The sequence below is a fragment of the Pilosibacter sp. NGB245 genome, assembly GCF_057397225.1.
In genome coordinates this window covers 1,172,934-1,198,333 of the sequence record NZ_CM171584.1, presented here as the reverse complement: position 1 = coordinate 1,198,333, position 25,400 = coordinate 1,172,934, and the positions used below count along the sequence as shown (strand labels likewise).

Genomic DNA, 25,400 nt, shown 5'->3' with positions numbered 1-25,400 from the left:
GTAGCAGCGGTTTGTGCTGTGGTTATTATTTCATTCGTTTTCTTAATATTCGGCGATAATTTGTTTCTCCCTTTGGTGCGTCCTGTATAATTTCCAACACACCATCTTCAAGCATTTTATCAATGCGATTGGAAATCCATACATCACTAATTCCAAGTTGATATTTTCCTAAAACATTACCTATGACAATAGCCATTTTGAATTGCTCTGGCTGTTCCGCAATTTCACGAAGAATGAAACTATCATATATATCTTCTGAAACGCTTTGCAATTTACCATTTAACATTGCACGCAAAGGTGCATTTTCATTTTGAAGTTGATTCCATTTCATAGTACAAGCTGAAAGAAATACAGGATTAGCTTTCTCTTGTAGAGTTATATAGTTTCCCCATTCGCCAGGAGAGACCTCGCCCCATGCTATTTTGGATGTCATAGTATTTTCTTTTCCATATTCCCATGTAGGTAACTTAACCAAATAAATTGTTGTCTGGCAGTTTAATGGTTGAAGTTGTTTCATAAGCCAATACATACCACAAAGCTCATCTGGATTATAGCTATACCAAATGCGAATTTCTTCCCCAGCTACATATCGTTCAATCACTGAGGTCAATGTAGTTTTAATTTTCTGTATTTTTTCTTCAACCTGATAATCTAAATCCTCTACAAAGCAGACAGACAGCATTTTCTTGAAAATATTTTTCCGCTGTTCGCCAATTCCATTATCAGAAATATCTCCCACACTAAGAGCCATATCAAAACAATAAACATCACTGCTCTTGCCTCCCAATGGAATAGCATTCTCCCAAGCAATGCGTTCTTGTTCCTGTGCTTGAAGCTGTGCCTTTTTCATTTCATCTGAAGATGGAACACTCCCGTCTTCGTGCCTCATAAATATTGAAACAGCACTTCCTCTATACTTTCCCTTGCCGTAAGTTTGGGCAATTTTCAAACTTCCACAGGCACTTTCACCAAATACAATTTCAATCATCTTATATACCTCCGATTTAATTGCTCCCGTTATGAATAAATCATCTCATACAAAACAATTTCTTCTGCCCTGTTGTGAATGTTATTGCAACGCTGCACCCATTCCATTTGTCGGGTACACTTCAATTCCTCTGTCACGCCCTCGGTAGCTTTCATCTGCTCCATGATAGTGTCTAACCGTTTTTGTGCCTGTTCATTCAGGTCTGCAAGATATGTCAACAATTCTCCGGTCAGTATCAATGTATTCAATCTGGCTGGGTGGACTTCTCTTAAATATTCCCGGTGCATTCGTCCGTACTTTCCGATAGGGCGGTGTTCCTCCGGCAGTTTCAAGCCTGGAATGTAGTAATCTCCGACAAGGATATAATCAATTCCGTTTTCCGTTATTCTTGGTTTCAATTCGCTCATGTTCCTTACCTCCTGTGGAAGCAGGCTCGTCTGGTACTAACTCAATCACATCAGTAATCTCACAATTCAGAGTTTCACAGATACGGGCTAATGTATCCATGCTGATGTGCTTTCCCTCTTTGCTCATGTTGGCAATCATATTTGTTGTCATACCAGCAGCAAGCCTTAAATCCTCTTTTCTCATATCACGCTCTAACAGTGTGTGCCAGAGTGGTTTATAGCTGATGTGCATATTGTTTTCCTGCCTTTCTATCCATACCACCGGGGCGGTTGCCCCGGCAGGAACTTTTCTCTTATTATAACACCAATCTTGTGAAATCACAATTTATTCTTGTAGCCTGCCGCTGATACCGTCTGGATTGTGCATTCCCTTTCTTTTTGTTCCCTTTAATTAGCCATGAACTGCTTGATACCCTGTGACTTTACTGATGTGCGATAAAGAAGTAATAGAAGTGTAAAAAATTTTGCCGTTCCTATCCGGCACTTGCGCATTGTGTCGGATAGGTCGGGCGGTTATTCGGGCAAGTCCACCTTGCCAACAAAAGAATAATAAATCTCAATGTCCTGTCTGCGGGTCTTGTTCTCGTCATAGCTGCACTCATGCACAACGATTTTCTCTACAAACTCCCGCAGCAGAGTAGGGGTAAGTTCTTCAAAGCTGGTATGCCGCCGGACAACATTCATAAACTTTTCTGCGTTCACGGTGGCTTCCTGTGCTTTGGAAAGCTCCGCTTGAATAGCAGCGGCTCTTTCTTTCAGCTCCCGTTGCTCTGCTTCATAGTCTGCCGACAGCTCTGTGAAACGCTCGTCTGATATGCGCCCGGTCACGCTGTCCTCATACAGCCGCTTGAAGATAGCGGATAACTCGGCTATGCGTTTCTCGGAGGCTTCCAGTTCCTTTTTCTTGGCGGCGTTCCTGCGTTTGCCCCCGTCCTCGTTCTGCTCAATCAAGAGTTTCATAAACCGGGCTTCATGCTTTGCCGCATAGCTGGTCACTTTCCGCAGATTGGAGAGTACACCAGCGGTCAAGAGGTCGGTGCGGATAAAGTGCGCCGTACAGTCATGGGTGCGTTTCTTGTAGTTGCCGCAGATATAACAGTCCTGCTTGCGCTTGTCCGTCTGGTATCGCTGCTGATACATCACGCTGCCGCAGTCCGCACAGAACAGTATGCCGGAGAACAAACCCACTTCATCATAGCGGTTTGGGCGTTTGCGCTGTTTGCGAAGCTCCTGCACCCGTTCCCATGTTTGGGTGTCTATGATAGGCTCGTGGTGGTTCTCGAAAATCACTTGCTTTTCCGGGGGATTTTCTACACTGTGCTTGACTTTGTAAGAAAGTTTTTCTGTCTTGAAATTTACCAGACAGCCTGTGTATTCCCGGTTTTCAAGGATATGCACTACGGTATTGGTCGCCCACTTGCACTCATAGCCGGGGTGGTAGCGGCGGGTGCTGCCCGTCCTGCGGTATTCAAGCGTTCCCGGCGTGGGGATTTGCTGCTCTGTGAGCATACGGGCTATCTTGGTCGGACCATTCCCGGCAAGACAGAGGTTGTATATCTGCTTGACTACGGGTGCAGCTTCCTCGTCAATAATGAAATTTTCATCCTCGTCCATGAGGTAGCCATACACAGGCTTGCTTGTGATGGGCTTGCCATTCATGCCTTTTGAGCGTTTTACTGCTTTGATTTTCTTGCTCGTATCTCTCACCAGCCATTCGTTAAAGATATTCCGCAGCGGGGCAAAGTCATTGTCGCCCTGTGCGCTGTCCACTCCGTCATTGATAGCGATGAAGCGGACACCTTTCTGTGGGAAAATCATTTCCGTGTACATTCCCACTTGCAGGTAGTTTCGCCCTAACCTCGACATATCCTTTACGATAACTGTCCCGACTTTTCCGGCTTCAATGTCCGCAAGCATGGCTTGAAAACCGGGTCTTTGAAAGTTCGCACCAGAATAACCGTCGTCCGTGTACCAGCGCAGATTGGAAAAGCCGTTCTGCTTTGCATAGGTTTCAAGGATACGCTTCTGAGACGAGATTTGTCAAGGGTATTTTTCCCATATTGTAAAGATAAATAAATTTGCTGATGATTCTGTGAAAAACTAAACAACAATATTAAAATATTAGTTGATATTGATTTTTGCCCATCCAAATGCTATAATGTTTTCGAATATAGCAGACAGGCTCTCACATAGAGTGGCAAACTCTGCGAAAAATATTGACATATTTTTTGAAATCGGCGTATTGATGTGGACTCTCCACCCCGTACATTTACCAGTGCTACAGAGATTTGCCTGCACTTATGACGGATGCGTATCTGAGAGCGGATATGGAAGTTGCAAATCTAATGCATGTTGTGCGTAATCTGCATTAACAAACGCAACGAATCGGAAGAAGCGTCATGGGTAATTTGGAGCCTATACTGGGAATATTTAATGAATGATCCCGACAAAACTATTTTCAGCTGGCGTTATTATTTATCCGGTTACTTTGGAACGGAGGTGCAAGAATTTCGGAAGATGTAATTGGATCGAACGTTTTCTGGCCCTATTTGCGGTGTTTCCTGATTTTTTAAAACTTATCCCAAAAAGGAGAAAATATCATGAGCAAAATGAATAAGAAGCTTCCAGCGCTGTTTCTGACACTTGTTCTGGTGCTGGGTATGACGGCCTGCGGCGGCAAGACCACGGATGGCACGACCGGCAGTACGGACAACACTGTGACCGCAGAAGAGGAAGATCACAAGACGCAGAACACCAAGGTTGACCCTAATTCCCCAATCACCGAAGAAATGCTTCGCAACCATGCAGTCGCTCCGGCAGAAGACTTCACCTATGATGTAGAGGATGATGGTATCAAAATCAGAAGCTATACGGGCAGCGATACCGTTGTTGTCATCCCTGAAGAGATTGAGGGCAAGCCGGTTACGGGTTTCTATGATTACGTTTTTGCCAACAATAACCCTGTGCGTGCGGTATTGATCCCGGAAAGCGTAAAAGAATTAGAAGAAGTATTTACGAACAATGAATCAGTGGAACTTGTAATCTGTGAGGGTGTAACCGTATTCAGAGGACTGACTTTTGGGAATTGCTCTAACCTGCGTCAAGTCATTCTCGGCGAGAATGTGCAGGAATTAGTAGGTATTGGTACATTTACCAACTGCTGCCGGTTAATGGAACTCCACTTTACAGATGCACTAACCAGTATTGATGACGAAGAAAATTTTTACGGTTGCGACAACCTCACCATCTACGGTCCGGCAGACAGCTATATTGAATCCTTTGCCAAGGAGTATGGAATTCCGTTCGTAGTGGAGTAACACATTTAATCTTCAAAAATTCCTCTTATCATGTATCTAAAGAAAAAACATCTGCCCAGCGGCAGAAAAGAAAAAAACCGCTGCTGGGCAGACCCATTTTCACGCTTAATTTATATTCACTGGTGGCGGTTTTGAGAAATCAAGGCCGCTGCTTTCTTTCTGTCATTCCCAGCAGTTAAAGGCATGGCGGCCCACGGGAGGACGCCGCCATGCTGTTTTACAATACTGAACAGGAACGGGATTCACCGTTCCTGTTCGTAGTGTTTGGGTTTCCTTTGCCGTTGCGTCTTTGTCTGTTGTTTCTGTCGCAGGCGCTCCCGGACGGAGTGTGCTTCCGCTTCCTCATGGAGCAGATTTGCAACATCTCGCTTGCTGTCAAACATCATCAGCGAATCGTATTTCTCGCCGTAGGCGTCCTGCACACGAGTAACCGCAGAGCGTTCTTTTTCCCCACGGATGGAAAGCCGTGCCTCCATCAGCTCACCGGCGTCAAATTCTGAAGCCTGTTCCTTCAATCCGCTGTATTCCTTCAGTGCGGCATCCAGTTCAGCAGAATACTTTGCCTCCTGCGCTTCCAGTTTTTTCAGCGCACTTTCCATTGCGGCAATATCCTTCTTTACAGAAGAAATACCGGTATCATCGGCGCAGTCCAGAGAACGGAGCAGCATTTCTTTCTCGGTATTCAGTTCCTCCAATTCTTCAGTCAGCTCTGCGATACGGTGGGAAAGGTCATGCAGCTTGGGTATCTGATAAAACGGCGTTTCTTTTTTCTCCGCAAGCAGATTTTTACATTCCTTGCTTTTCGCCTTGATCTGCTGCACCAAGCCCGTATATCGCTCTAACTCTGGCTTGATTGCCTTGACACGCCTACCGATGTTGTGCTTGCCAATGCCGATATGACGAAGCTGATAACTGAAAATCAGCATACTGCCTCGCAACTTTTCCATTGCCTCCGCTATGGCAGGAACGCTGTTCTTCACTGTCTGCATCAGCTTTTTGACCGTCGCTTTCAATTCCCGGAGCAACGCATTGTCAGCCTTGATCTGGCGGTTGATTTCACAGCGGTCAGAGATGATACCCTTCTTCTCCAATGCACGGGCAACCACTCCCTCGTGAATGGTAGGCTGCTCGGTCAAACCTCGGTCTGCATGGCTGCGGTGGTCAATGCGTTCCTCGTGCCCGGCGCGTTCCAGATAGCGATTGGACGCATCTGCCCATGCCTCCCGCCATGCTGTAAGCTGTTCTTCGCTGTTCCAGCGCTCGGAGATAGGATTTTGCCTGCCGTAGCGGGTGCTTTTGGGATGCTTGTCAGCCCGAACAAGCCCCTGCACCTCGGCATCAGACGGTGTCATATACACCTTCTTTTTGCCGACCTTGTAGGGATATTGCTTCTCCCATCCATCGTTTTTTGCCGTCCTGAACTCAGCAGCGGTGAAGCCCCGTTCCTCGCCGTTTTTCATGCAGAGATATTCCTTCTCGGTCTTGTACTGCCACTTGCCTCGTTCATCCAGCGGGCGCACCGTCAGCAGAATGTGGGCATGAGGATTGCGACCGTCGGTGTCGTGGATGGCTGCGTCGGCGCACATTCCATCGGCCACAAACTGCTCCCGGATAAATTCTTGCAGCAACTCAATCTGCTCCTCACGGTTCAGCTCTATGGGCAAGGCAACGACAAATTCCCGTGCCAAACGGCTGTCTTTGGCTGTCTCCACTTCCTCCACGGCGTTCCAGAGCTTTTCACGATCTTGCCATTCCTGCGGGGCGTATTCCGGCAGGAAAACCTCCTGCCAGACAAGCCCCTGCTTTTTCGTGTAGTCATGCTGTATCCCGTCGTAATCGTTGTAGAGGCGGGAACAGCTCAGATAAGCGGAGGCGGCCACTGCGGAGCGTCCTGCGCCCCGGCTGACCACCTTCGCTTCCAGATGATAAATTGCCATGTCTCGTTTACCTCGATTCCTTTTTTCTGTTTCTCTTTCGCAAAAGAGAAAATGGACGGGCAGGAGGCCCGTCCATCTCTGCGGCAAAGCTGCCGGTGGCAGGTTTGCGCAGGCGGTTGGAGAAATAGTGTCGGTTGAAGCGACGGTATTTGCCCAATCGCGCAGACGATGACAGCAGCACTTGCAGGTGCTGTGGCATTGTCTGGAGGCTGCCGCAGCAGCCGCAGTCCCCCTCGGAGAGCGCACGGCTTGCCAACGGCAAGTACCACCGTCCCTTCAGGGTGGTGAGTAAGTGCGCCCTTACGGGAGAAAAAAGAGGGAGGCCCCCAGTTTCCCGGAGACCTCCCAGCGGAATTCAATCGTGCTGCGGTAGCTTCTGCATCAGATAATCCTCCAGCGCAGACGGCTCCATCGTCCGCACCTCCGGCAGCACCTTTTCCAGAATTGCACCCTCCTGAATGAGTCTGCGCGTTCTGGCTTTGCGCTCCTTGACACGATCCCGCGCCTGCGCTTCCTCTAACCGGTGCTGTGCCTGCAACAATTTCTTTTCCGTATCCGTCATGTGAAAAATCCTCCTTATCTTCGTTTCTGCCAGACGATTTCATAGCCCAGCGCGTCGGCAAGCTGGACAGCCTCGACATAGCGCAGGGATTCCCGCTGGAGCTTATTGGACAGGTTGGAAACACTGTCAGACCAGCCGTGTTCGTCCCGCAGCAGATCGACAACCTCCTGCATGGTCATGCCCTGACGGACGATGTACGACTTGATCTCATTTCTCAGTTTGGATTTCATCAACTTTTTACCTCCATATTTTCGTGATATTGGTTTTTGAGTAAGTGAACTGTGTACGCCTTGCGGTGAAAAATCTGCCATGCCGCAAATCCGCTCAGATTTCCGTTCGTGATGCCCTGTACGCAGCAGCACCCTATCGGCTTCATCGTCCGGCATGAGAACATACAGAACAGCAGGATATGCCACAGTCCGGTGCAGCAGCTTCACGCTTCGGTAAATCACCGGGTGGTGCAATGCGTTCGACCTGCGGCGAAAATCTTCACGGATTTCACAAGCATTGTTTTTTGGGGCTGCAAAATTGAGCCGCCATGTACGGCTCGGTACAGAAAAAAACCTTGTGTACGCTTCTGTACGCCGGTTTTGTGTACCAGCCGTCGGTTCAGCGGCAGATTTTACACGCTGCCGTGAAATACTCCACGATGCGCTCAAGCAAAATGGTTTTTAAGAATGGAATCAAAAACAGCCGTACAGAGTGTACGGCGTGTACGGCAATTTTGAAGTCCGCTCCTCATTTTTAATACGGCGGCGGATTGACCACCTCAATGCCCATAAAGCCACGCACCCGCTTGCCGCCGACGTGGACATTGTTGGTGGCCTCCACGTTATAAAGCCGCTCATTTTGTGCAAGCTCAGAGCTGACCCGGTTGGCAGACATGGGCTTCTGTGCGTTATCATCGCACCATCTTGTATAGGCTTCATAGATCGCCTTGGAGCTGGCTTCGCTGTCTGCCCGAAAGCGGATATATCCCTCGGATTGCAGAAACTCGATCACGTTATTGCTGCTGCGCTTGACCGTCTCCATGTTCTCTCTTGCCTTGCCGGAAATGCTGAACTGATAGTTGTTCCCGATCAGCCGGCGCAGCCCCTCCAGACACCAGAGGAAGATGCCCTTCTTTTCCCGCAGCAGCTTATCCACCAGAAACGGATCGTCTGCTCTGCCTGCGGGCCGGTCTTTGGTGGTCAGCACGATCTGGCGGCGAAAGAAACCGTCGGACTTGTCGTGCAGGGCGGTCAGCGCACCGTTGCCGAAGCAGAGAAAGCGGACATAGAGTTGACTTTGATAGCTCTGAATACCCTTGCGCTCCATATCCATCTTGCACTCGGAGGTCACGATGGATTTGATATAGTTGGTCTTGGGCAGAGCGCTCATATCCATATCGTCATCTACCATCAGGAGCTTGTTTTCCAAATCCGCACGGCTGAACCGGTTGCTCTCCACCTTCTGGATGCTGGTGGTATTCATGCTGTCGCCCAGCAGCGAGCGCATGACAAGACCAATGCGGCTTTTGCCCTCGCCGCCCTTGCCGATCAACATGAGCATTTTCTGCCCCTTGGTGGTCGGCAGCAGGCAGTAACCCAAAAACTCCTGCAAGGTGGGAATATCCTCCGGTTGCAGCAGCTCGGAAAGGAATTGCAGCCACTTTTTCGGGGCGGGTGCGTTTGGATTATAAGCGACGGTCAGCCGGTTGTTGCAGTAGCTCTTGTCGGCGGTAAAGCTGCCGTCCATGAAATACGTTCCGTTGGCAACATGGATGCGGTCCGTCTCAATGGGCAGCGGCGGCGAATACGCTTGCAGCTTGATGCTGGCCAGCAGATTTGTCACGACTTTGGACAGGCCGGAGGTCAGCACGCCGGAGATTTCCTCCAGAATAAGATTGCCGATCTGTCCCTCGTCCTCAATCAGCCCGTCTACCGTGAACAGCCGCCCGCGCACACATTTCATGGGGTGCTTCTCCAGAAACTGTTGGCAGAACAGCACCTCATTGATGTGTCTGCCGTCGTACCAGTCAGGCCACGCCTGCGGTGTCATATCCATCTTCCAATTCCTCCTTGTGAATTTTCTCTAATCTCCGTCGTAGCCTGTCCAGATTGCCGTCTGCCATCTGCTGCTGCACGACTTTGGCGCGTTCGTGGGAATCCCCGACGCACAGAATATCCAGATAGTATTCCGTTTCGTCGAGCTTGTGACAGGCTTCCATGAACCGTGCGTGAACAGGCGCGTCAGGAGATTGCGGCGCATACCGCACCTTCCAATCCCGCAGCACACGGGCGTAATCCGACAGAACAGAAAAGTACAGCCGCTCGTTTTCCATGAGCTGCTGTGCTTCTGTTCGGATGCGTTTTGCGTGGAGCGCCGCTGCGCTGGGCGGCTTGTCCGGGCTGAGATGAAAATCTGCCATCAGCTTCCGCGCCGCATCATAGGGCGAAAGCTGAAACAGCTTGCCTACAAAGTCGATTACGTCTCCGTGCTCCCCACAGGCGAAGCAATAATAGTGATCGTCCGCCACATACAGGCTGGGGTTCCGTTCGTTGTGAAAGGGGCAGAGGGCTTTGCCGTATCGGTTCACATCGATCCCATACAGTTCTGCCGCCTCCCGCAGATTGACATTTTCTTTTACGATTTCAAAAATACGCATGATACCTCCATTTCTGCGCAAAAACGGCGGCCTGCCCGATCTGGGGCAAGCCGCCGTCTGCGTCTTTTCTTATGCTGTTTTCGTTTCTTTCTCGTTCTTAGCTTCTCGCAAGGCTTTCTTTCGTGCGCTCTGCCGCTTGATCTGTGCTGCATACCGACAATCGTCACTGCAATATTTCACATCTGACCTCGTTGTGATAAACTCCTTGCCGCAGCTTTCGCAGGTACACGCCCGGCTGCGGCTCTCCGCCGCCTCCTGCCGGTAAAATTTTGCACGGCAGTTGGGGCCGCAAAACAGGGTATTTGTCCGCTTGGATGCAAATTCCTGCCCGCAGCACTTGCAGGTCAGCGTGAAGGGCTGACCGACAGCGTGTTCTCCAGCCTTGATTTTCTGATACCGCTCCCGGCTTTTGATGCGGTGCCGCTTGAGCTGTTCCTGCCGCTTGATTTCTTCCACGGTCAGCTCCGGTGCGGGTAACTCGAACTGCCCGATAAAGCGAAGGTGAATTTCTACCTCCTGCACCCGGTCGCCGTCGATGCGCTCTGGGGCGTGGACGATGATTTTCTCAATAAATTCGTTGATCATGGGCGTGGTCAGCTCGGAAAAATCGGTGTACTTCCTTGCCAGCTCCAGAAACTGCTCCACACGGGCGGTGTCCTCTGTGAAAGCGGACAGCCTTTCTTCCGCCTCTGTGACAGAGGCTTGCAGCGCTTTCTGCTCGGCTTCGTAATCTGCCAGCAGACTGTCAAAGCGCTCATCGGTAATGCGCCCGACAGCAAAGGATTCATAGAGCTTTTTGATGATGGTGTCCAGCTCGGCAATGCGTTTCTTGTCCTTGCTCAGCTTCCGCTTGGCATCCTTGGCCGCTTCCGTCTGCCGGAGCTGGGAGGCAGAGCGCACCTTTTCCATAAACACCTCCTGATTGGAAATCGCAAAGGTGCTGACCGTGCGGATGGTGTCCAGAATCAGTGTGCGCAGGGCCTTGGTGGAGATGTAGTGACCAAAACAGGCACTTGTCCGTTTCTGATGCGCCAGCGTATAGGAGGAACAATCGAAGAAGTCGGAGGGATAGGGATTATTCTCCGTGCCGCCTTTGGAGCGATGGTTATACATCTTTTCTCCGCAATCGGCGCAGTACAAAAGACCAGTCAGCGGATTCGCTTCACCCAGCGTGTCGATGCGCTTGGGCGTCTTGCGGAGCTTTTGTGCAAGCTCCCATGTTTCCCTGTCCACAATAGCCTCGTGGGTATCCTCAAAGATCAGCCAGTCCTCCCTGGGATTCATCACGGCGTTTTTGTCCTTGTAGGACTGCTTGTGGGAGCGGAAATTCACCGTATGCCCCATATACTCCGGCTTGGTGAGAATCTGCCCCACGACATAGCCACTCCAGTTATAGGGGTTGGAAAATTCCTCCTTGCTTTTCCAGATGCCCTTGCCCTGCTTGCCGAAGTACACGGCGGGCGTCTCCACCTTATCCTCAAAGAGAATACGGGCAATATCGTAGGGTCCTTTGCCCTCGATGGTCAATCGGAAAATGCGGCGCACCACGGCGGCAGCTTCCTCGTCGATCAGCCAATGGTATTTGTTCTCCGGGTCTTTCTTGTAACCGTAAATGGCACAGTTGGTGGTGGGCTTGCCGGATTCTCCCTTGACGCGGATGGCGGTTTTCTGCTTGCGGCTCAGGTCGCGCAGATACCACTCGTTCATGATGTTGAGGAAGGGGGCAAACTCGTTGCTGTTCTGGTCATCGCTGTCCACGCTGTTGGCGATGGCCACAAAGTGGACGCCGTGCTGTCGGAAGAATACCTCCGTGTAAAATCCGGTTTGCAGATAGTCACGCCCCGCCCGGCTCATATCCTTGACGATCACATGGGCGACTTTGCCTGCCTCAATATCTGCGATGAGCTGCTTCCATGCCGGGCGCTCGAAATTACCGCCGCTCCAGCCGTCGTCCGTATAGTGTCGGCAGTTGGTGTAGCCTTTCTGCTGGGCATAGCTTTCGAGGTATTTTTTCTGATTCACGATGGAATTGCTATCCCCGGCGTTGTCATCGTCGCGGGACAGCCGCTCATAGAGAGCGGTAATTTTGCTTTCAGTCTGTTTCACGCTCATGATGCGCTCCTTTCAGACTGTCGGCTCATTTGTGGTGTCTCCATTATACCATAGGTTCCGTCGTTTGTAACCATATCATTGCGTACAATCCGCAAAATTTTATCCTCCATGGTCTCGCCGCCACTTTCGTTGAACACGACTCTGACCTTGTAGGTGGTGCCGCCGATCCGGCGGATGATAAACTGTTCTCGTTTGTTCTGCTCCATAGGCATCCTCCTTGCGTGATTGGTTGGTTTTTGATATAATGTGTTTGGTTCCGTTGGCTGTAAGCCAACCGTGTCTTTCGGTTGCTTTTCCATGCTCCATATCCTCCTTTTCTTCGCTGATGGCTCGGAAAGTAACCTGTGTAACTTGTGCTAAGATTACTTTCTCTACTAATAGGAGAAATACGGGGTGTAAACCGGAACTGTTTTTGAAAAAAAGAAAAATATTTTTTCGGGGAGGTGAAGCTGTCGTGGAGCCATGGGAGGATGAACTGCTGTGGGATGATGATTTTTCCGAGGAGGAAAAAGATGCCGAGGAGCAAATAGAGAAAACCGGCCTTGAAATGGATGCGGACGGCTTTGCCGATTGGGAGGATTCCTCTGACGGTGCGCCGGAGGACGAGACACTGGAGGAAGCGCTTGCAGAGGAACGCACGCTGGAGCTGGAAAGCGAGCTGGAGCAGGACGAGCATCCCAGAGACTATCATGCCGAGCTGGAGGACGAGGAAGAGGAAGCCGCACCCACCAGCGAAAAACGGCTCAAGCGGGAAATTCGTGCAGAGGCTCTGCGGCGGCTGGAGGAAGCAGCCCGGACGGAATCCGATTTTCTGACTGTGGTAGACGAGTGGAACAAGCTGGACAGAAATCGGGAACGCCGAGAGCGTGACCACGAAAACCTGCGCGGGGATGTTCCGTTGGAGTTTCAGGCAGTGCCTGATCCGAAGATCACCCCTCTATGGATGAATCTGCCAAGATTCCGCCAGCTCTGTCAGGGAAATTTTCTCGATATCATCTTCTCCTGTCCCTACGAGCTGCATGAGCTGACAGCAAGCCGTTTTCTCTCCAAGCTCTTTTTCACTCTCAGTGATGAGCAGAAGGAGGTGCTGTATTACCTGTTCGTCAAGCAATACAGCACCACAAGGCTTGCTGCCATCCGCGGGCAGTCCGACCGAAACATCCGAAAGCTGCGGATGACCATTCAGAAAAAGCTGCAAAAGCGGATGTATGAGCATCTGAGCGAAAAGCTGGAAAACGATCATGGCCTTACCCTGCGGGAGCGTGAGTTCATGGAGGAATATGAAGCGCTGCTGCAAACCATGGGCAAGGATGCCGTGATTCGCCGGGAGAACAAAACAAAGCCGAGAAAAAAGAAAGCCGCCCTTGACGATGCCAAGGACGGTTGATACAATAGTAATATGGTTAATATATAGATAGATTACGATTTGAGAGGAACAGCGTCATGAACAATCTGTTTGCGCAGTCCCGTTCCCATTGGGTGCGGTATGACCGCTATGAGATCAAGACCGGCAAGGACGGAAAACGCTATATCACGCCGGAAAAGGCGGCAAAGCCCGACGTCTATAACCCGCTGAAGGAATCCTCCGAGATGGTGTTGGAGGCGCTGAACGTAGGGATGCTGATGATGAACCGCAGCCCGGAGGATGCGGTGGAAAAGGCAATTTTGACTTTTGTGACCCACTACGGTCTGTTGGGGCTGATGACGGCACTGCCCACCACGCCGTCATTTATGGACTATGAGGCAGTCTATCTGCCGAAGAATCACTTCATCAAGGAAGAAAGCATGGCGACAGAGGATTATCTTGCTCTGTTCTATCCCTTCGATAAATTGGATGTGGTGAAAAAGGGTGTGGAATCCAGTTGGAATGTTTCCGGGGATAATATGATGATTGCTCTGACGATGACCTTCATGGAGGAACCAATGGCGAAGAACATGAGCTTCCAGCGGGAGTATGCCGAACCTTATGACTGGGTAGCGCAGCAGTTCAAGGATTGGGCGTTCACGCTGACCACCTCCGTTTTGTACTATAACGACTACGACAGCATTGACGAGGATACAAGAAATCTTTACCGCAAGGCCATGGCTGCCTTCGGCGGCATTGCGCCTACCTATCATATCGAACTGCTGGAGAAACCGACCATCTATTGGGACTTTCATTCGCTGCTGCTGGGCATCCAGATGATGTTCAGTTTCATGCTGGTGGACGATGCAAAGCCCCTGCGGCTGTGCAAGCACTGCCAGAAGGTATTCCTCGGCAGCCGGGCCAATTCCGCATTTTGCAGCGCCCGGTGCAAGAATCAGTATAATGTCTATAAGAGCAGGGGGAAAAATAAGGGACAGGACGGTGAGGAAAATGGATGAGAATATGGCACTTACTCCATATGAAACAAGAGAAATTTTGTTTTATAAAACCGACAACGGCGATGTCAAGGTTGAAATCCTGCTATATCAGGAAAATTTATGGCTGACGCAGGCAAAGATGGCGGAGCTGTTTGAGGTGCAGAAAGCTGCCATCTCAAAGCACCTGAAGAATATCTTTGCCTCCGGCGAATTGATGGAGGATTCAGTTGTTTCCGTTTTGGAAACAACTGCGGCTGACGGAAAAAACTATCCCACGCGGTACTATAATCTGGACGCGATCATTGCAGTCGGCTATCGGGTGAACTCCAAAAAAGCCACCATGTTCCGCATCTGGGCAAACAGAATCCTGAAGGAGTACATTATCAAGGGCTATGTCATGGACGATGAGCGCCTGAAAGAGCCGCAGAACTTCTTCGGGAAGGATTATTTTGAAGAACAGCTGGAACGCATCCGCGACATTCGCTCCAGTGAACGGCGCTTTTATCAGAAAATCACGGACATATACTCCCAATGCAGCGCAGACTATGATGTGGACAGTCCTGTTACAAAAGAGTTTTTCGCCACCGTACAAAACAAACTGCATTACGCCATTACAAAGCACACCGCAGCGGAGATCATCTATGACCGGGCAGACAGCACGAAACCGAATATGGGGCTTACAACATGGAAAAATGCACCGAGCGGCAGAATCCGAAAATCCGATGTTGTGATAGCGAAAAACTATCTGGATGAAACTGAGATGGGAAGCCTGAACGAAATCGTCACGATGTATCTGGATTATGCCGAGCGACAGGCGCGCCGTGGAAACATCATGTATATGCGGGATTGGGTCGCACGGCTGGATGCGTTTTTGCAGTTTAACGAGGAAGAAGTGCTGCATCATAAAGGAAAAGTGACAGCAGCCATTGCAAAAGCCTTTGCCGAGAGCGAGTTTGAGAAATACCGTGTCATTCAGGATCGACAGTATCAGAGCGATTTTGACCGACTTGTAGCCAGCACTGAGGAGAAGGATTACGATTGAGGGCGAAAATGTTGCGATTGAGGTTGCGATTGACCAGTTGAACGCAAGTCAAGGTACGATTGCAAAGGATTCTGTTACTGCCGCAGGGAATCTCATTACAAAACTGAAAAATGCGGATTTGATTGAGCCTGTCAGCGGCTTTGGAAAGGGCAAATACAAGTTTATAGCACCAAAAGAATAAAGATAATGCCCGTTATCGGCCATGCAGCCAATAACGGGCATTTGTCATTCATATACAAGCTCGGTCAAAACAATTTCCTCCGCGCGGCTGCGAATGTTGTTCATGCGGCGCACCCATTCCATTTGGTCGGCGGCTTTGAGCGCTTCGGTCACATCTTCCTGCCTTGCCATATCGGAAACGATGATTGCCATACGCTCGTTACAGGCTTGGTCGATCTCGGCAAGGTGCCGATGCAGCGTTCCGCTTGTGAGCAGGCTTGCATAGAGAACCGGACGATGTTCTTTCAGATAGCTACGGCGCATACGCCCGTACTTGCCGATCTGGTATTCTGGTTCGTCCGGCAGCGCAAGGTTCGGGATAAGATAATCACCCTCCTGACGGTAAGTGCCGCCCATTTCCTCAAATAGAGATTTCATAAGAATTAGCTCCTTTTTGTGTTGATTTGCAGCGGTTATAAGGATTATTCTACTCCTTTCCTACAACTGCTGTTCCATTCACCACAAATGAGCCGCAGTCATATGTATTAGGTGGGAGAAACCACCCTTTACATAGTAACTCTTGATTGGAAATGGAATTGCTTTCGCCTTGCAGCTCGTCCTCATGGGATAGTCTTGGGTAAAGGGCGGTAATTGGTTGTTGGTTGGTCTGTCTTAACATAAAATCCTCCGTTTCCGACAGCCAGCCCCACTATTCCGTACCTTGATTGTACCACATGGGGCGGCTGTCTGTATAGCGGCAAAAGCGTCAAATCTGCTTCTTTATGGTCGGTCAAATCGCCGTTTTTTGTGTAGCAGCTTCCGCTTCCAGCACTTTCATCATCTTGTCGGCTGCGGTGTCGGTTGCGCCCTGCTTGAAGAAGCCGGAAACGGTAAGGACGGAGTTGCCCATGCGGATTTCCGTCACACAGTCCGGGCGGCGGTCTGTTTTGGTGGTGCTTGTCTGTTTCGTTTCTGTCATAGGCTCTCCTTTCGCTGCTTCATCAGTTGCTTTAAGCGTTCCAGCTTTTCCTGTGCGGTTTCCTTTCGGAAGTTGCTGCCCGTGAAGCGGACGGGGGCGCACATGGAAGTCAGCCTGTCATAGATACGGGCGTGGGGCGTGTCCTGCGGGTGCTGCAATTCCTCCAGCGTGAGGTTGGTCGTGGCGATCAGCGGCTTGCCGCTTCGGTAACGGCTGTCAATCACGCTGTAAACCTGTTCCAGCCCGTATTCTGTTCCTCGCTCCATACCGAAATCATCAAGTATCAGCAGAGGGTAGCTGCAAAGGCGGGAAATATATTCGTTCCTGCCCTCAAAGCTGGCGGCAAGGTCACCCAGTATCGTTGCAAAGTTTGTCATGCAGACGGCAACCTCTTTTTCCATAAGGGCGTTGGCGATACAGGCGGCAAGGTAGCTTTTTCCCGTCCCCACGCCGCCCCAAAACAGGTAGCCGATATTTTCAGCCTGCATGGTTTCCCAGCTCTCCACATAAAAGCGGGCGGTTTCGGTCTGCGGGTTTCTGCCGTTGTCATGCTCAAATGTCCAGTTCCGCATAGCAGGGTCGGTAAAGCCCCGGCGTTTCAAGTCCTCCACTTTTTCAAGGTGCTTCTGTCGGCTTTCGGCGGCTTGCTGCTTTTCACGGGCTGCCCGCTGGCAGTCGCACTCTGCCGGGTGGCGGTCACGCCCGAAACAAGTCTTTCCCTCTGCAAAATAGGCTTCTTTGGGCGTATGGCACTTACCGCAGTATAAAAGCCCGTCCTCGCCTGTGTAGTCCTCCGCTTCGGCGGTAGTGGCTGTAATGTCCGTAATCATAGCTTCAATTCCGTTTTTCATAAGCTCTCGCCCTCCTTGCATGAATAATCGGGTATGCCCTGTTTCGGGGCAGCCTTGCCTTTGGCAGCGTCCTCCTGCGCCCACTTGTAAATGGTGGCTGCATGGCTGTGGTACTGTTTCCCGGTGGAAGCGATATGGCAGGAAAGCCGGTCAATATAATACTCCCACTTGTCGGGCAACTCTGTTTTTAGCCCGGAAAGCTCTGTATCGGTCAGTATCACATTGTTGTATCTGCCATAAGCGGCGGGGGCGGGGTGTCCCGTTTCTCCCTCTCTCTCTTTTTCTATCTCTATCTCTTTCTCTAACTCTATCTCTATCTCTGGTGGACGAATGTCGGACAAATGTCCGCCTTTTGTCCGGGGCGGTAAAAGTGCCTTGTTTTCCAGTCTTGCAGCCCGTTTCCGCTCGGCTTCGGTAGAGGACTGTCCTATCATCAGCTCAATGTCGGTCATATAGAAAGCCCCGCTGTCAAGCTGCTCCACAAGCCCCAACTGCCGGAAAATCTCTAAAGCCCTCTCAACCGTCCCTATCTGGTGGCGGGTCAGTGTCGCTATCATCTGCGCTGTGTAGGGGATATGCTCGTCAAGCTGCAATTTCCCGCCGTTTTTCAGCGATTTTAAGTACAGCTTCAAGAGGATATTGGAGTATAAAATCCCGTCTTTCATATCTTCCAGCAGCACAATGGAGTCGCTGTCAAAAAAGTTCTCTTTCAGCTTGAGGTAGTAATACTTGCGGTTATCTGCCATTGTCCCTGTCCTCCTTTTTCCGGCGTTTGGAGTAGTAGTGGGGGCAGAGTATGATAACCGCCCGGAAGCTCTGCTTGCAGCTATGGGTACAGCCCCGGCAGAGGTCATTGTATGTGATACGATCGCAGGTGGAATTCCCGACTTTCACTTGCCGCAGGAAAAAAGACCATTCCAGCCGCCGTTTCTTGCTCATTCTTGGCATGGGTGCGCTCCTTTCTGCCGTTTCCGCTGGTGTGGCGGTATCGGCGGTAATTCTGTATCATCTCGGTATCATTTTCGGGTTTTTTCTGCCCTATAAGCCCGTTAAAAAATCCTTTGGTATTTGCGGATAGGGTACGGGGCAGCCCCCTTGTTCTGTATAGGTTCGGGTACATTTTGGGGCGGTTTTTATCGTTCCTGTTCCTGCCTTTTCACAGGCTTGCGCTCCCGGTGTAAAATCTGGTCGATATTGCCCTTGACAGTCTGTAAGCGGCGGTATTCCTCCCGTTTTGCCCGGTAATCGTTGTAGCCGCTGTTTTTCTCTTGGATAAGGGTTTCAATCTCTGCTTGCAGGGCTTTATAGCTCGGCAGCTTGGAAATGCCGTTTTCCCTGAAATAGCGGGCGGCTGCGTCTGCTATGATAAAGTCGCTTTCGTACTTCTGACGGTAGGCTGCTTTTGCTTTGGCGTTTTTCTGCTGTTTCAGCCCGTCCCGGACAGGGCGGGTCTTGGAATAGGCAAGCACCTGCCGTTGCAGCTCCTTTTTCCCGTTCAGCGTCTTTTCCATCTGCTTCAGCTCTGTAAGGCTTTCCCGCATGGCGGTATAGGCGGCAGAACAGGCTTCGTCCAGTTCCTCCGGGGAAGAAAAGCCGTACTGCTGATAGGCGGTAACGGTAGCTGCCATTTGCTTTAGGTTGTGCTTTGCCGCCCAGCGGTCATAGCCCACGCCCTTGCCCTCGGCTCGCTTGGCTTCCCGGTCAACCATGCGCTGCAAGGTGTTGTCTGCCGGGGTGGTTTTTGTGGTTTTTTCCCCTTGTGACAGCTTTTTAACCGCGGCAGGGTATTCGAGTATGGCTTTGCTCTGTTCGGCGGCTCTGTGGGCGTTCTGCGTAAGCAGGACAAGGACAGCAGCCTTGTCAAAATCGTCCCCCAGCTTCCGGGCTGTGATAGGCTTTGTCCTGTCCGGCGTGAGGTAGGAAAGCCGCCCCCGGCTCTCCTTGACGGTCACACCCTCCCGCAGCAAAAGGGAAGAAAATTCGTCAAAGCTGCCAGCTTGGGAAAGTGCCTGCCGTATCGTCCGGCGCAGCTTCGCCTTGTCCGTTTCAAACTTGGTGGGCTTGGTCGGCTGTCCTGCGGCTTCTCTGACAGCGTTCTCTTTATCAAGGGCAAGCTGTCCTTTCTTTGCCGCCCAGTATTCCCGTTCGGTTATCCGTTCCTTGCTGCCGCTTAGGAGGTCGATTTGGTAAAGCCCCTCCCGGTGGCACATCTCCATGACTTCACTCTTGAAATATTCCATAGCGGCGTTGGTGCAGCGGTGCTTGCAGCCCTCCCGTGTGTCGGCTGGTCTGTCCATGTAGGGCAGAAGCGGGACTTCATAAATCCGCAGGGAGTTGATGACGATATGCACATGGATATTGCCGCTGTGGTTATGCCCGTCCGGGTGGGTGCAGACTAAGGCTTGGTGTCCGGGGAAATGCTCTTTACAGAACTGCTCGCCCAGCTCCTGCGCCCGGTCTACGGTCAAGCCGTTGTCTGTCCCGTCCCGTGGGTCAAAGCTGATGATATAGTGGTGGCTTTTCACATCTTCCCGTTTTTGGTTTTTCTCATAGCGGAGATTAGCCCGCATACAGGCAACAGCGAAATCCTCGCCCCCACAGTTGAGGGAAGAAATGCGGTAATCCTCCCTCGGTATCAGCCGCCCGTTTTCATCAAGGGTGGGCTTCATGGTAAACTCGTCATGCTCAAATGTGAGATAGGCTTCCGCTGCGCCATAGTCCGCATTTTTAGAGCTGATATGTTTGAATGTTGCCAACAGCGTCACCCACTTTCTGCAAGACTTCAAACTTTAGGGCAGCAAGGTCGGAAACCGCCGCCCGTACCTCCCCGGCAAGCTGCGGGTAGGGGCTGTGCCACTCGTTCAGCGTCCGGGCTATCTGGTTTAAGTTGCCGCCGATCCTGCCGTATTCGGCGGTCAGCTTCCCGACAGCGGCAAGCAACTCGTCATTGACGGGGGAAACGGTTATGATGGGGCGTATGGCTGCCCCGGTTATGGCTTGCCGGATAAACTCGGCTTGGCTCATGTTGTAAGCAGAAAGCCTTTCCGCAAACTCGGCGTATTCTTCCTCGGTCATGCGTGTCTTGACTACCCGGCTGCGGTGCGGCGTGTTATATCGTTTTCGCATGGTAAAACCTCCTTCGGCTGTGCGTGGTGTCCTCTCACTAATAGGAGAAAAACAGGGTGTAAAGCGGAACTGTTTTTGAAAAATCCGAAAAATTATTTTGAGGGATTTTCCAGCGGCGTAAGCCGCATAAGCAGGGTTTGGGGAAGGCACTCCCCAACAAGATTCCCGCAGGGGCAAAATGAGCGATAAGCGAATTTTGGTACTGCGGTAGAATCTTGCTCTCCGTGACTGCAAACTTTCTCTCACTTCCGTCCGCCACTTTTTTGGAAAACTGCAACCACAAAAGTTTGTTTCTCTTTTTCTGCTACTACTAATCCTGTAAAGGGCATTCCTGCCCGCTTTCGCTAAAATGACACCGGACGCAGTGGTTTCTACCCGGTGTTGGAGAAATCCTTTCTCTTTGCCCTCTACTACGGGTAAATGCTCCAAATGCCAAACACCAGGGCAGAAAAATTCCCTCCTCGCTTACTACTACAACCGGCAGGGGGCAAAATGGCCGGGAGCGGAGCCGGACAACAAAAAAAGCAGTAAATCTTTTTCAAGACTTACTGCTTTCGCTGGCCGCGTCGGTGGCGGCTGGTATTCAGTTTTTATGACTTGTCCGGTGGTTCGTCAAGCCGGAACTTGAATTGACAGTCAATTAACCGCTGCTTTACATAGTCCTCCACCTCGGCGTTGACCTGCCCGTTCACTTTTGAGAAATAGCGGATATATCCGGCGTAGTGGAGCAGGACAGCGTTCACGGCTTCTGGGTCGCCCTCACGGGCTTTGAGGATTGTTTCATAGGGGAGAAGTCTACTCATACCGGCTCACCCCCATTTCTTCGCGTAGCCGCTGCAAGGCAAGCTGGATATGCCGCCCCGCTGTGCTGCGTGACCGGCCAATACACGCGCCGATCACGCGCTGCGGCTGGCGCAGAAAGTAATAGCGCAGGATTTCTTCCCGCGTCTGCTCCGGCAAAACAGAGATCGCGTCGGCAAGGGCGGCGTTGCAGAGCAGGACGGTCTGACCGCAGACGGTAAATGGGTATTCCTCGTCCGGCTCCGACGCGGCAAACTGGACAAACTTCTCGTTCATCAGATAGTCAAGGGAAACTTGCCGTTCCCATTGCCGTTTAAGCTTCAAAATCTTGTCCAAGGCGGCACAGCGGATAACAGTCTTGCAAAAGGCGTTGTACCTGCGCTGGATATATTCTTGATAGGCTATCTGGTCGGTCATGGAAATTCCCCTTTCTGAATAATAGTGCGGGGCGGTGGCACTTCTTGCTGTCGCCCCTTGATTGCCTACCAGCAAAGGCGGGCGGGGCTGTCAACGGCTGCGCATATGCGCCGTTCATCTTGACCGTTGACTGGCTCGGCTGGGTTTGCTATTTACCCGACAAACTTGAATTTATTTTAAGCTATCACGTTTTACCTTCTTAAGCCTTACTATCATTACCATAGGAATTTCTTTGTTGGTTTTAAAACATTCTTCATAAAATCCATCAATGACAAATCCAGCTCTAAAACAAAGGTTAAAAATATCTTGTATGGAACGATGATAATAAATCTGCTCTTTCGGTTGCCCTTCAATCGCTATATCATAGTAACTGTGCGGTGTCATATATTTTTCAGTCAACGTGACAAAACAAGGGTGTTGCGTTGCAAAGACAAAAATTCCGCTTTCCTGCAACAGTTCATAAACAGCCATAAGAAGTGGTTCAATATCCGTAATATCCATAATTGCCATATTAGAAACTGCTTTCGTAAAGGCTCGATTTCTTTTTAATTCTAATATACTTTTTCTATCGGTCGCATCCGCCACACAAAATTCAATTTGTTTTGCATATTGTGATTGCCGTCTTTTAGCCAATTCTATCATTTTTTTGCTGTAATCAAAAGCGACAACCGAAGCGCCTCTTTGTGCAAGATACGAAGAATAATTTCCATTGCCACACGCAATATCCAAAATGTAATCCGCAGGATTAGGAGATAGAAGTTCCGTTACTTTGGGACGCACTACCTCTCTGTGAAATTCATTAGATTCGTCACCCATTGCATTATCCCAAAATTGTGCGTTCTCCTCCCAGATTTTTTTACTTTCCTCTGTTCCCATGTTCTCTCCCACTCCCCAAATTTGCTTTTTTGCTTCCATTAAATCTTCCTTACTATATTCCATTGTTACCCTCCATAACTTCTGATTGTTGCCGTCTTGACGATTATGTATCTTTACATTACCTTCTGAAACATATGGCGCACCTTGTCCAGGCGGCTGTTTGGACGGCGGGGCTGGATGACCGGCTGACCGACAGCGGCCTGATATCCTTTCAGCTCTGTAAGGCATACGCTCCGCCCGTTGGTGTAAAAGGCCAGATCAGTACGGTATGCCTGTATACAGCGGGCGGGAATCTCGCCAGTAAAGACAACTTCATCCTTTTTTACCTGGGCCGTTTCGATGGTGGCACAGTATTTCGGTGCATCATGATAAGCCCTGGAAAGGTATTCCTGGGGCGCATAGAGGATGAAGGAGAGATAAGGTTCCAGCAGCTGCGTCCCCGATTCCTTCAATGCCTGTTCCAATACAATCGGGGCCAATGAGCGGAAGTCCGCCGGCGTGCTGACCGGACTGTAATAAAGCCCGTATTCAAAGCAAATCTTACAGTCCGTTACGTTCCAGCCGAACAAGCCCTGCTCCAGCCCGTAACGGATACCATCCCTGACAGCGTTTTGAAAACTCTGGTTCAAGTATCCCAGCGAAACCCGGCTCTCGTATTGTACACCGGAGCCAAGCGAGAGTGGTGTAACAGACAGTCCTATGGATGCCCAAAACGGGTTGGGCGGCACCTCGATATGGATGGTGTGGCTGGCTGCTTTGAGCGGCCGCTCCATATAAATGACGGAGGGTTCCTTTACCACTGTTTCAAGCTTGTATTTTTCCGACAGCAAAGCGGAAACAACCTCCAACTGCACCCGGCCCAAAAAAGAAAGAATGATCTCATGGGTGATGGAATCCACTTCGCAACGCAAAAGCGGGTCAGTATCCGCAAGTTGCGTAAGAGCGTCCAGCAGCCGTTCTCTTTGCGCTGCCGTTTTCGGCGCAATCGTCGTCCGCAGCATGGGGAGGGGGTCCTCGCGCCACCTTTTACGAGGGAGCCGGGTTTGGTCCCCTAATACATCGTTTAACCTCACGCTGTCGCTGGGAAGGATAACAATTTCACCCTGATAAGCGGTGTCTGTCCGAACAATTTCCCCTTTGGATGGAATACGCATCTCTGTGATTTTCAGCTTTTCTCTCCCGGCCAGGGCCACCGTATCCCGCAGGCGCAGCGTTCCGCTGTATAACCGTAGATAGACACGCCGCTGGCCGCAATCGGTGTACTCAACCTTGAAAACGCTGCCGCATAGGGCGGCGCCCCCCTGTTCCCCAATCGGTTGGAACAGCCCTGTCACCGCATCCATCAACGGTTGAATGCCAAGGCCATTTTTGGCGCTGCCATGATAGACTGGGAACAGGGAGGCGTCTTGAACCCGCTGCTGTTCCTCCCGCGCAAGTTTTTCCCGGCTGATTGGTTCTCCTGCGATATACTTTTCCAATAATTCATCGTTATTTTCGATGACCGCATCCCATGCTTCTATGTCGGTATTTTCCTCCAGGACTATTTCCGGGGACAGCGACACCGTCTGCTTGATGATAATATCGGCGGAGAGCTTATCCCGAACAGACTGAACCACGCTCTGCAAATCAACGCCAGCCTGGTCGATCTTGTTGATAAAGATAACGGTGGGAATGTTCATTTTCCGCAGGGCATGGAACAGAATACGGGTCTGGGCCTGCACGCCATCTTTAGCGGAGATCACCAAGATGGCCCCATCTAAAACAGCCAAAGAGCGGTACACCTCCGCCAAAAAATCCATGTGGCCGGGCGTATCCACAATGTTAACTTTACATCTGTGCCACTGGAAGGAAGTGACTGCCGCTTGAATGGTAATCCCACGCTGCCGCTCCAAAAACATGGTGTCCGTCCTCGTTGTCCCTTTTTCGACGCTCCCCGGTTCTGAAATGGCTCCGCTGGCATATAGCAGGCTCTCCGTCAAGGTCGTCTTTCCAGCGTCTACATGGGCAAGAATTCCAATATTGATTATTTTCATGTGATTGTCCTCCCTTTACAGCCCCAAAGGGCATAAAAATCCCCAGCAGTAAAATACTTTTACCACTGGGGATTATAAGTTGCGGACATACACATATACAGCATACACCTGTTTGTGATTGCTGTTTTTGGGGATATGTCAAAATTGATAAGGCAAAAGTATTCTTAAATTGGGTACAAAAAACTAAGCCCCTACAAAAGGAGCTATCATAATCCTTTGTTCCCACTATTTGATTATAGTTTTATTTAAGAATACCTTGCCGCATATTTTTTACTCCTTTTCTGGATTAAATCATTGTATCACATCAGTTTTAGGAAAGCAAGTACCTAAAAGAAATTTTTCTTCCCCTTATATGTAACAATCATACCGGCTTCCTAGCGTTCAGAATGTTTTCTGCTGTCTGCTGTGGTGTTTGGTTGGAATTGTCCAACCAAAAGCCGATCCGTGGTGTTGTCTGCATTTTACTAAATACAAATTCAATGTATACAGAAAGATATAAGGAGTGGGAGGGATTCCGCCGTAGTTGGCATTGTAGGAAAATCCAAAAGTTTAGATTTTCCCACAATGCTTATCTTTTGGTCTTTGGTTCGGAATAGTGTAGTGCTGGCGGTCTATCTCTTGTTTTCGGTTGCTTGCTTCCTTACCGTACATGAGCATTTGCACCGGGATTATCATTACCATATCCCTCCAGGAGATTGATAACTCCCCAAACACCTACACCTGCTCCGATCGCGGTTACTACCGTCTTTAATCCTGTTACTGCTGTTGTAAAAAATGACATTTTAATCTACCTCGTTCTTTCT

The 25,400-nt window shown here is 50.3% G+C and carries 25 protein-coding genes and 3 pseudogenes; 4 read left to right on the top strand and 24 right to left on the bottom strand.

The genetic code is table 11. From position 1 onward, the window contains the following. Positions 1–25: 25 nt before the first annotated feature. From ACXMYH_RS05360 to ACXMYH_RS05345, 4 genes and pseudogenes are all read right to left on the bottom strand, one after another. Positions 26–988 (bottom strand): DUF3658 domain-containing protein, encoded by a 963-nt coding sequence (locus tag ACXMYH_RS05360; protein WP_005335911.1) that lies wholly within the window; start codon positions 986–988, stop codon positions 26–28. A gap of 29 nt (positions 989–1,017) precedes the next feature. Then, positions 1,018–1,395, bottom strand: a complete 378-nt coding sequence (locus tag ACXMYH_RS05355; protein ID WP_005335912.1) for a TnpV protein — start codon at positions 1,393–1,395, stop codon at positions 1,018–1,020. After that, positions 1,355–1,717: a helix-turn-helix domain-containing protein gene (locus ACXMYH_RS05350; RefSeq protein ID WP_005335920.1), complete on the bottom strand. Its 363-nt coding sequence runs from the start codon at positions 1,715–1,717 to the stop codon at positions 1,355–1,357. Before ACXMYH_RS05350 ends, ACXMYH_RS05355 begins: the two co-directional genes overlap by 41 nt. A gap of 191 nt (positions 1,718–1,908) precedes the next feature. Next, positions 1,909–3,432, bottom strand: a pseudogene (locus ACXMYH_RS05345) (recombinase family protein); the annotation flags it as partial. Between the two features lie 563 nt (positions 3,433–3,995). On the opposite strand from ACXMYH_RS05345, the gene ACXMYH_RS05340 reads away from it, so the two are divergent. Further along, on the top strand, positions 3,996–4,712 hold the full coding sequence (locus ACXMYH_RS05340) for a leucine-rich repeat protein (protein ID WP_486555644.1): 717 nt from the start codon (positions 3,996–3,998) through the stop codon (positions 4,710–4,712). A gap of 242 nt (positions 4,713–4,954) precedes the next feature. Here the strand turns inward: ACXMYH_RS05340 and mobQ are convergent, their stop codons facing one another. The 7 genes from mobQ to ACXMYH_RS05305 form a co-directional block, all read right to left on the bottom strand. Next, a complete protein-coding gene (gene mobQ, locus ACXMYH_RS05335) occupies positions 4,955–6,649 on the bottom strand; it encodes a MobQ family relaxase (protein WP_486555643.1) in 1,695 nt (564 codons plus the stop codon). 355 nt (positions 6,650–7,004) lie between these two features. After that, positions 7,005–7,211, bottom strand: a complete 207-nt coding sequence (locus ACXMYH_RS05330; RefSeq protein WP_240607600.1) for a DUF3847 domain-containing protein — start codon at positions 7,209–7,211, stop codon at positions 7,005–7,007. 14 nt (positions 7,212–7,225) lie between these two features. Then, positions 7,226–7,441 carry a DUF6471 domain-containing protein gene (locus tag ACXMYH_RS05325; RefSeq protein ID WP_486555642.1) on the bottom strand — a complete coding sequence of 72 codons (216 nt, stop codon included), beginning with the start codon at positions 7,439–7,441 and terminating at the stop codon, positions 7,226–7,228. A 514-nt stretch (positions 7,442–7,955) separates the two neighbouring features. Beyond that, the gene (locus ACXMYH_RS05320; protein ID WP_486555641.1) at positions 7,956–9,257 is read right to left on the bottom strand and encodes a DNA primase family protein; all 1,302 of its coding nucleotides are present in this window, start codon (positions 9,255–9,257) and stop codon (positions 7,956–7,958) included. Beyond that, a complete protein-coding gene (locus ACXMYH_RS05315; protein WP_486555640.1) occupies positions 9,229–9,858 on the bottom strand; it encodes a CHC2 zinc finger domain-containing protein in 630 nt (209 codons plus the stop codon). Before ACXMYH_RS05315 ends, ACXMYH_RS05320 begins: the two co-directional genes overlap by 29 nt. Positions 9,859–9,927: 69 nt before the next feature. Further along, positions 9,928–11,970 carry a DUF4368 domain-containing protein gene (locus ACXMYH_RS05310; RefSeq protein WP_486555639.1) on the bottom strand — a complete coding sequence of 681 codons (2,043 nt, stop codon included), beginning with the start codon at positions 11,968–11,970 and terminating at the stop codon, positions 9,928–9,930. Next, positions 11,967–12,176: a transposon-encoded TnpW family protein gene (locus ACXMYH_RS05305; RefSeq protein ID WP_044930409.1), complete on the bottom strand. Its 210-nt coding sequence runs from the start codon at positions 12,174–12,176 to the stop codon at positions 11,967–11,969. The genes ACXMYH_RS05310 and ACXMYH_RS05305 overlap by 4 nt, the downstream gene beginning before the upstream one ends. A gap of 248 nt (positions 12,177–12,424) precedes the next feature. Between ACXMYH_RS05305 and ACXMYH_RS05300 the strand changes: the two genes are divergently transcribed. The 3 genes from ACXMYH_RS05300 to ACXMYH_RS05290 are packed head-to-tail and all read left to right on the top strand — an operon-like array spanning position 12,425 to position 15,355. Continuing rightward, positions 12,425–13,357 (top strand): sigma-70 family RNA polymerase sigma factor, encoded by a 933-nt coding sequence (locus ACXMYH_RS05300; RefSeq protein ID WP_486555638.1) that lies wholly within the window; start codon positions 12,425–12,427, stop codon positions 13,355–13,357. Positions 13,358–13,413: 56 nt separating this feature from the next. Next, positions 13,414–14,334: a hypothetical protein gene (locus ACXMYH_RS05295; RefSeq protein ID WP_486555637.1), complete on the top strand. Its 921-nt coding sequence runs from the start codon at positions 13,414–13,416 to the stop codon at positions 14,332–14,334. After that, positions 14,327–15,355, top strand: a complete 1,029-nt coding sequence (locus ACXMYH_RS05290) for a virulence RhuM family protein (protein WP_486555636.1) — start codon at positions 14,327–14,329, stop codon at positions 15,353–15,355. The genes ACXMYH_RS05295 and ACXMYH_RS05290 overlap by 8 nt, the downstream gene beginning before the upstream one ends. A gap of 225 nt (positions 15,356–15,580) precedes the next feature. Here ACXMYH_RS05290 and ACXMYH_RS05285 read toward each other — a convergent pair whose 3' ends face one another. From ACXMYH_RS05285 to ACXMYH_RS05225, 13 genes and pseudogenes are all read right to left on the bottom strand, one after another. Next, positions 15,581–15,952, bottom strand: a complete 372-nt coding sequence (locus tag ACXMYH_RS05285) for a TnpV protein (protein ID WP_008394440.1) — start codon at positions 15,950–15,952, stop codon at positions 15,581–15,583. 139 nt (positions 15,953–16,091) lie between these two features. Further along, positions 16,092–16,193: pseudogene (locus tag ACXMYH_RS05280) on the bottom strand (recombinase family protein); the annotation flags it as partial. 111 nt (positions 16,194–16,304) lie between these two features. Further along, positions 16,305–16,493, bottom strand: a complete 189-nt coding sequence (locus ACXMYH_RS05275; RefSeq protein WP_002569233.1) for a transposon-encoded TnpW family protein — start codon at positions 16,491–16,493, stop codon at positions 16,305–16,307. Further along, positions 16,490–17,344 carry an ATP-binding protein gene (locus tag ACXMYH_RS05270; protein WP_002569234.1) on the bottom strand — a complete coding sequence of 285 codons (855 nt, stop codon included), beginning with the start codon at positions 17,342–17,344 and terminating at the stop codon, positions 16,490–16,492. The genes ACXMYH_RS05275 and ACXMYH_RS05270 overlap by 4 nt, the downstream gene beginning before the upstream one ends. Beyond that, positions 17,341–18,090, bottom strand: a complete 750-nt coding sequence (locus ACXMYH_RS05265) for a phage replisome organizer N-terminal domain-containing protein (protein ID WP_002569235.1) — start codon at positions 18,088–18,090, stop codon at positions 17,341–17,343. Before ACXMYH_RS05265 ends, ACXMYH_RS05270 begins: the two co-directional genes overlap by 4 nt. Beyond that, positions 18,080–18,292 carry a hypothetical protein gene (locus tag ACXMYH_RS05260; protein ID WP_002569236.1) on the bottom strand — a complete coding sequence of 71 codons (213 nt, stop codon included), beginning with the start codon at positions 18,290–18,292 and terminating at the stop codon, positions 18,080–18,082. The genes ACXMYH_RS05265 and ACXMYH_RS05260 overlap by 11 nt, the downstream gene beginning before the upstream one ends. Positions 18,293–18,477: 185 nt before the next feature. Beyond that, complete coding sequence (locus ACXMYH_RS05255; RefSeq protein WP_002569237.1) at positions 18,478–20,100, bottom strand: relaxase/mobilization nuclease domain-containing protein; 1,623 nt, start codon at positions 20,098–20,100, stop codon at positions 18,478–18,480. Beyond that, positions 20,072–20,470, bottom strand: coding sequence for a plasmid mobilization protein (locus ACXMYH_RS05250; protein ID WP_002569238.1), 399 nt, complete (start codon positions 20,468–20,470; stop codon positions 20,072–20,074). Before ACXMYH_RS05250 ends, ACXMYH_RS05255 begins: the two co-directional genes overlap by 29 nt. Positions 20,471–21,060: 590 nt before the next feature. Continuing rightward, the gene (locus ACXMYH_RS05245; RefSeq protein WP_002586615.1) at positions 21,061–21,273 is read right to left on the bottom strand and encodes a helix-turn-helix domain-containing protein; all 213 of its coding nucleotides are present in this window, start codon (positions 21,271–21,273) and stop codon (positions 21,061–21,063) included. Beyond that, on the bottom strand, positions 21,266–21,688 hold the full coding sequence (locus tag ACXMYH_RS05240; protein ID WP_002586616.1) for a sigma-70 RNA polymerase sigma factor region 4 domain-containing protein: 423 nt from the start codon (positions 21,686–21,688) through the stop codon (positions 21,266–21,268). Before ACXMYH_RS05240 ends, ACXMYH_RS05245 begins: the two co-directional genes overlap by 8 nt. A gap of 171 nt (positions 21,689–21,859) precedes the next feature. Next, positions 21,860–22,627 carry a class I SAM-dependent methyltransferase gene (locus ACXMYH_RS05235; RefSeq protein WP_002586626.1) on the bottom strand — a complete coding sequence of 256 codons (768 nt, stop codon included), beginning with the start codon at positions 22,625–22,627 and terminating at the stop codon, positions 21,860–21,862. A 50-nt stretch (positions 22,628–22,677) separates the two neighbouring features. Then, entirely contained in the window at positions 22,678–24,597 is a 1,920-nt protein-coding gene (gene tet(W) / locus ACXMYH_RS05230; protein ID WP_002586627.1) for a tetracycline resistance ribosomal protection protein Tet(W), read from the bottom strand. 652 nt (positions 24,598–25,249) lie between these two features. Continuing rightward, positions 25,250–25,378 (bottom strand): annotated as a pseudogene (locus ACXMYH_RS05225) (Maff2 family mobile element protein); the annotation flags it as partial. Positions 25,379–25,400: the final 22 nt, after the last annotated feature.

Bases quoted from the DNA above. Each gene is read 5' to 3' on its own strand.
- ACXMYH_RS05355 (WP_005335912.1), bottom strand. From the start codon at position 1,395: ATGAGCGAATTGAAACCAAGAATAACGGAAAACGGAATTGATTATATC.
- ACXMYH_RS05275 (WP_002569233.1), bottom strand. From the start codon at position 16,493: ATGACAGAAACGAAACAGACAAGCACCACCAAAACAGACCGCCGCCCG.
- ACXMYH_RS05325 (WP_486555642.1), bottom strand. From the start codon at position 7,441: ATGAAATCCAAACTGAGAAATGAGATCAAGTCGTACATCGTCCGTCAG.
- ACXMYH_RS05285 (WP_008394440.1), bottom strand. From the start codon at position 15,952: ATGAAATCTCTATTTGAGGAAATGGGCGGCACTTACCGTCAGGAGGGT.
- ACXMYH_RS05290 (WP_486555636.1), top strand. From the start codon at position 14,327: ATGGATGAGAATATGGCACTTACTCCATATGAAACAAGAGAAATTTTG.
- ACXMYH_RS05330 (WP_240607600.1), bottom strand. From the start codon at position 7,211: ATGACGGATACGGAAAAGAAATTGTTGCAGGCACAGCACCGGTTAGAG.
- ACXMYH_RS05270 (WP_002569234.1), bottom strand. From the start codon at position 17,344: ATGAAAAACGGAATTGAAGCTATGATTACGGACATTACAGCCACTACC.
- ACXMYH_RS05265 (WP_002569235.1), bottom strand. From the start codon at position 18,090: ATGGCAGATAACCGCAAGTATTACTACCTCAAGCTGAAAGAGAACTTT.
- ACXMYH_RS05340 (WP_486555644.1), top strand. From the start codon at position 3,996: ATGAGCAAAATGAATAAGAAGCTTCCAGCGCTGTTTCTGACACTTGTT.
- ACXMYH_RS05240 (WP_002586616.1), bottom strand. From the start codon at position 21,688: ATGACCGACCAGATAGCCTATCAAGAATATATCCAGCGCAGGTACAAC.
- ACXMYH_RS05250 (WP_002569238.1), bottom strand. From the start codon at position 20,470: ATGCGAAAACGATATAACACGCCGCACCGCAGCCGGGTAGTCAAGACA.
- ACXMYH_RS05235 (WP_002586626.1), bottom strand. From the start codon at position 22,627: ATGGAATATAGTAAGGAAGATTTAATGGAAGCAAAAAAGCAAATTTGG.
- ACXMYH_RS05245 (WP_002586615.1), bottom strand. From the start codon at position 21,273: ATGAGTAGACTTCTCCCCTATGAAACAATCCTCAAAGCCCGTGAGGGC.
- ACXMYH_RS05360 (WP_005335911.1), bottom strand. From the start codon at position 988: ATGATTGAAATTGTATTTGGTGAAAGTGCCTGTGGAAGTTTGAAAATT.
- ACXMYH_RS05315 (WP_486555640.1), bottom strand. From the start codon at position 9,858: ATGCGTATTTTTGAAATCGTAAAAGAAAATGTCAATCTGCGGGAGGCG.
- mobQ (WP_486555643.1), bottom strand. From the start codon at position 6,649: ATGGCAATTTATCATCTGGAAGCGAAGGTGGTCAGCCGGGGCGCAGGA.
- ACXMYH_RS05295 (WP_486555637.1), top strand. From the start codon at position 13,414: ATGAACAATCTGTTTGCGCAGTCCCGTTCCCATTGGGTGCGGTATGAC.
- ACXMYH_RS05310 (WP_486555639.1), bottom strand. From the start codon at position 11,970: ATGAGCGTGAAACAGACTGAAAGCAAAATTACCGCTCTCTATGAGCGG.
- ACXMYH_RS05320 (WP_486555641.1), bottom strand. From the start codon at position 9,257: ATGGATATGACACCGCAGGCGTGGCCTGACTGGTACGACGGCAGACAC.
- ACXMYH_RS05260 (WP_002569236.1), bottom strand. From the start codon at position 18,292: ATGCCAAGAATGAGCAAGAAACGGCGGCTGGAATGGTCTTTTTTCCTG.
- ACXMYH_RS05305 (WP_044930409.1), bottom strand. From the start codon at position 12,176: ATGGAGCAGAACAAACGAGAACAGTTTATCATCCGCCGGATCGGCGGC.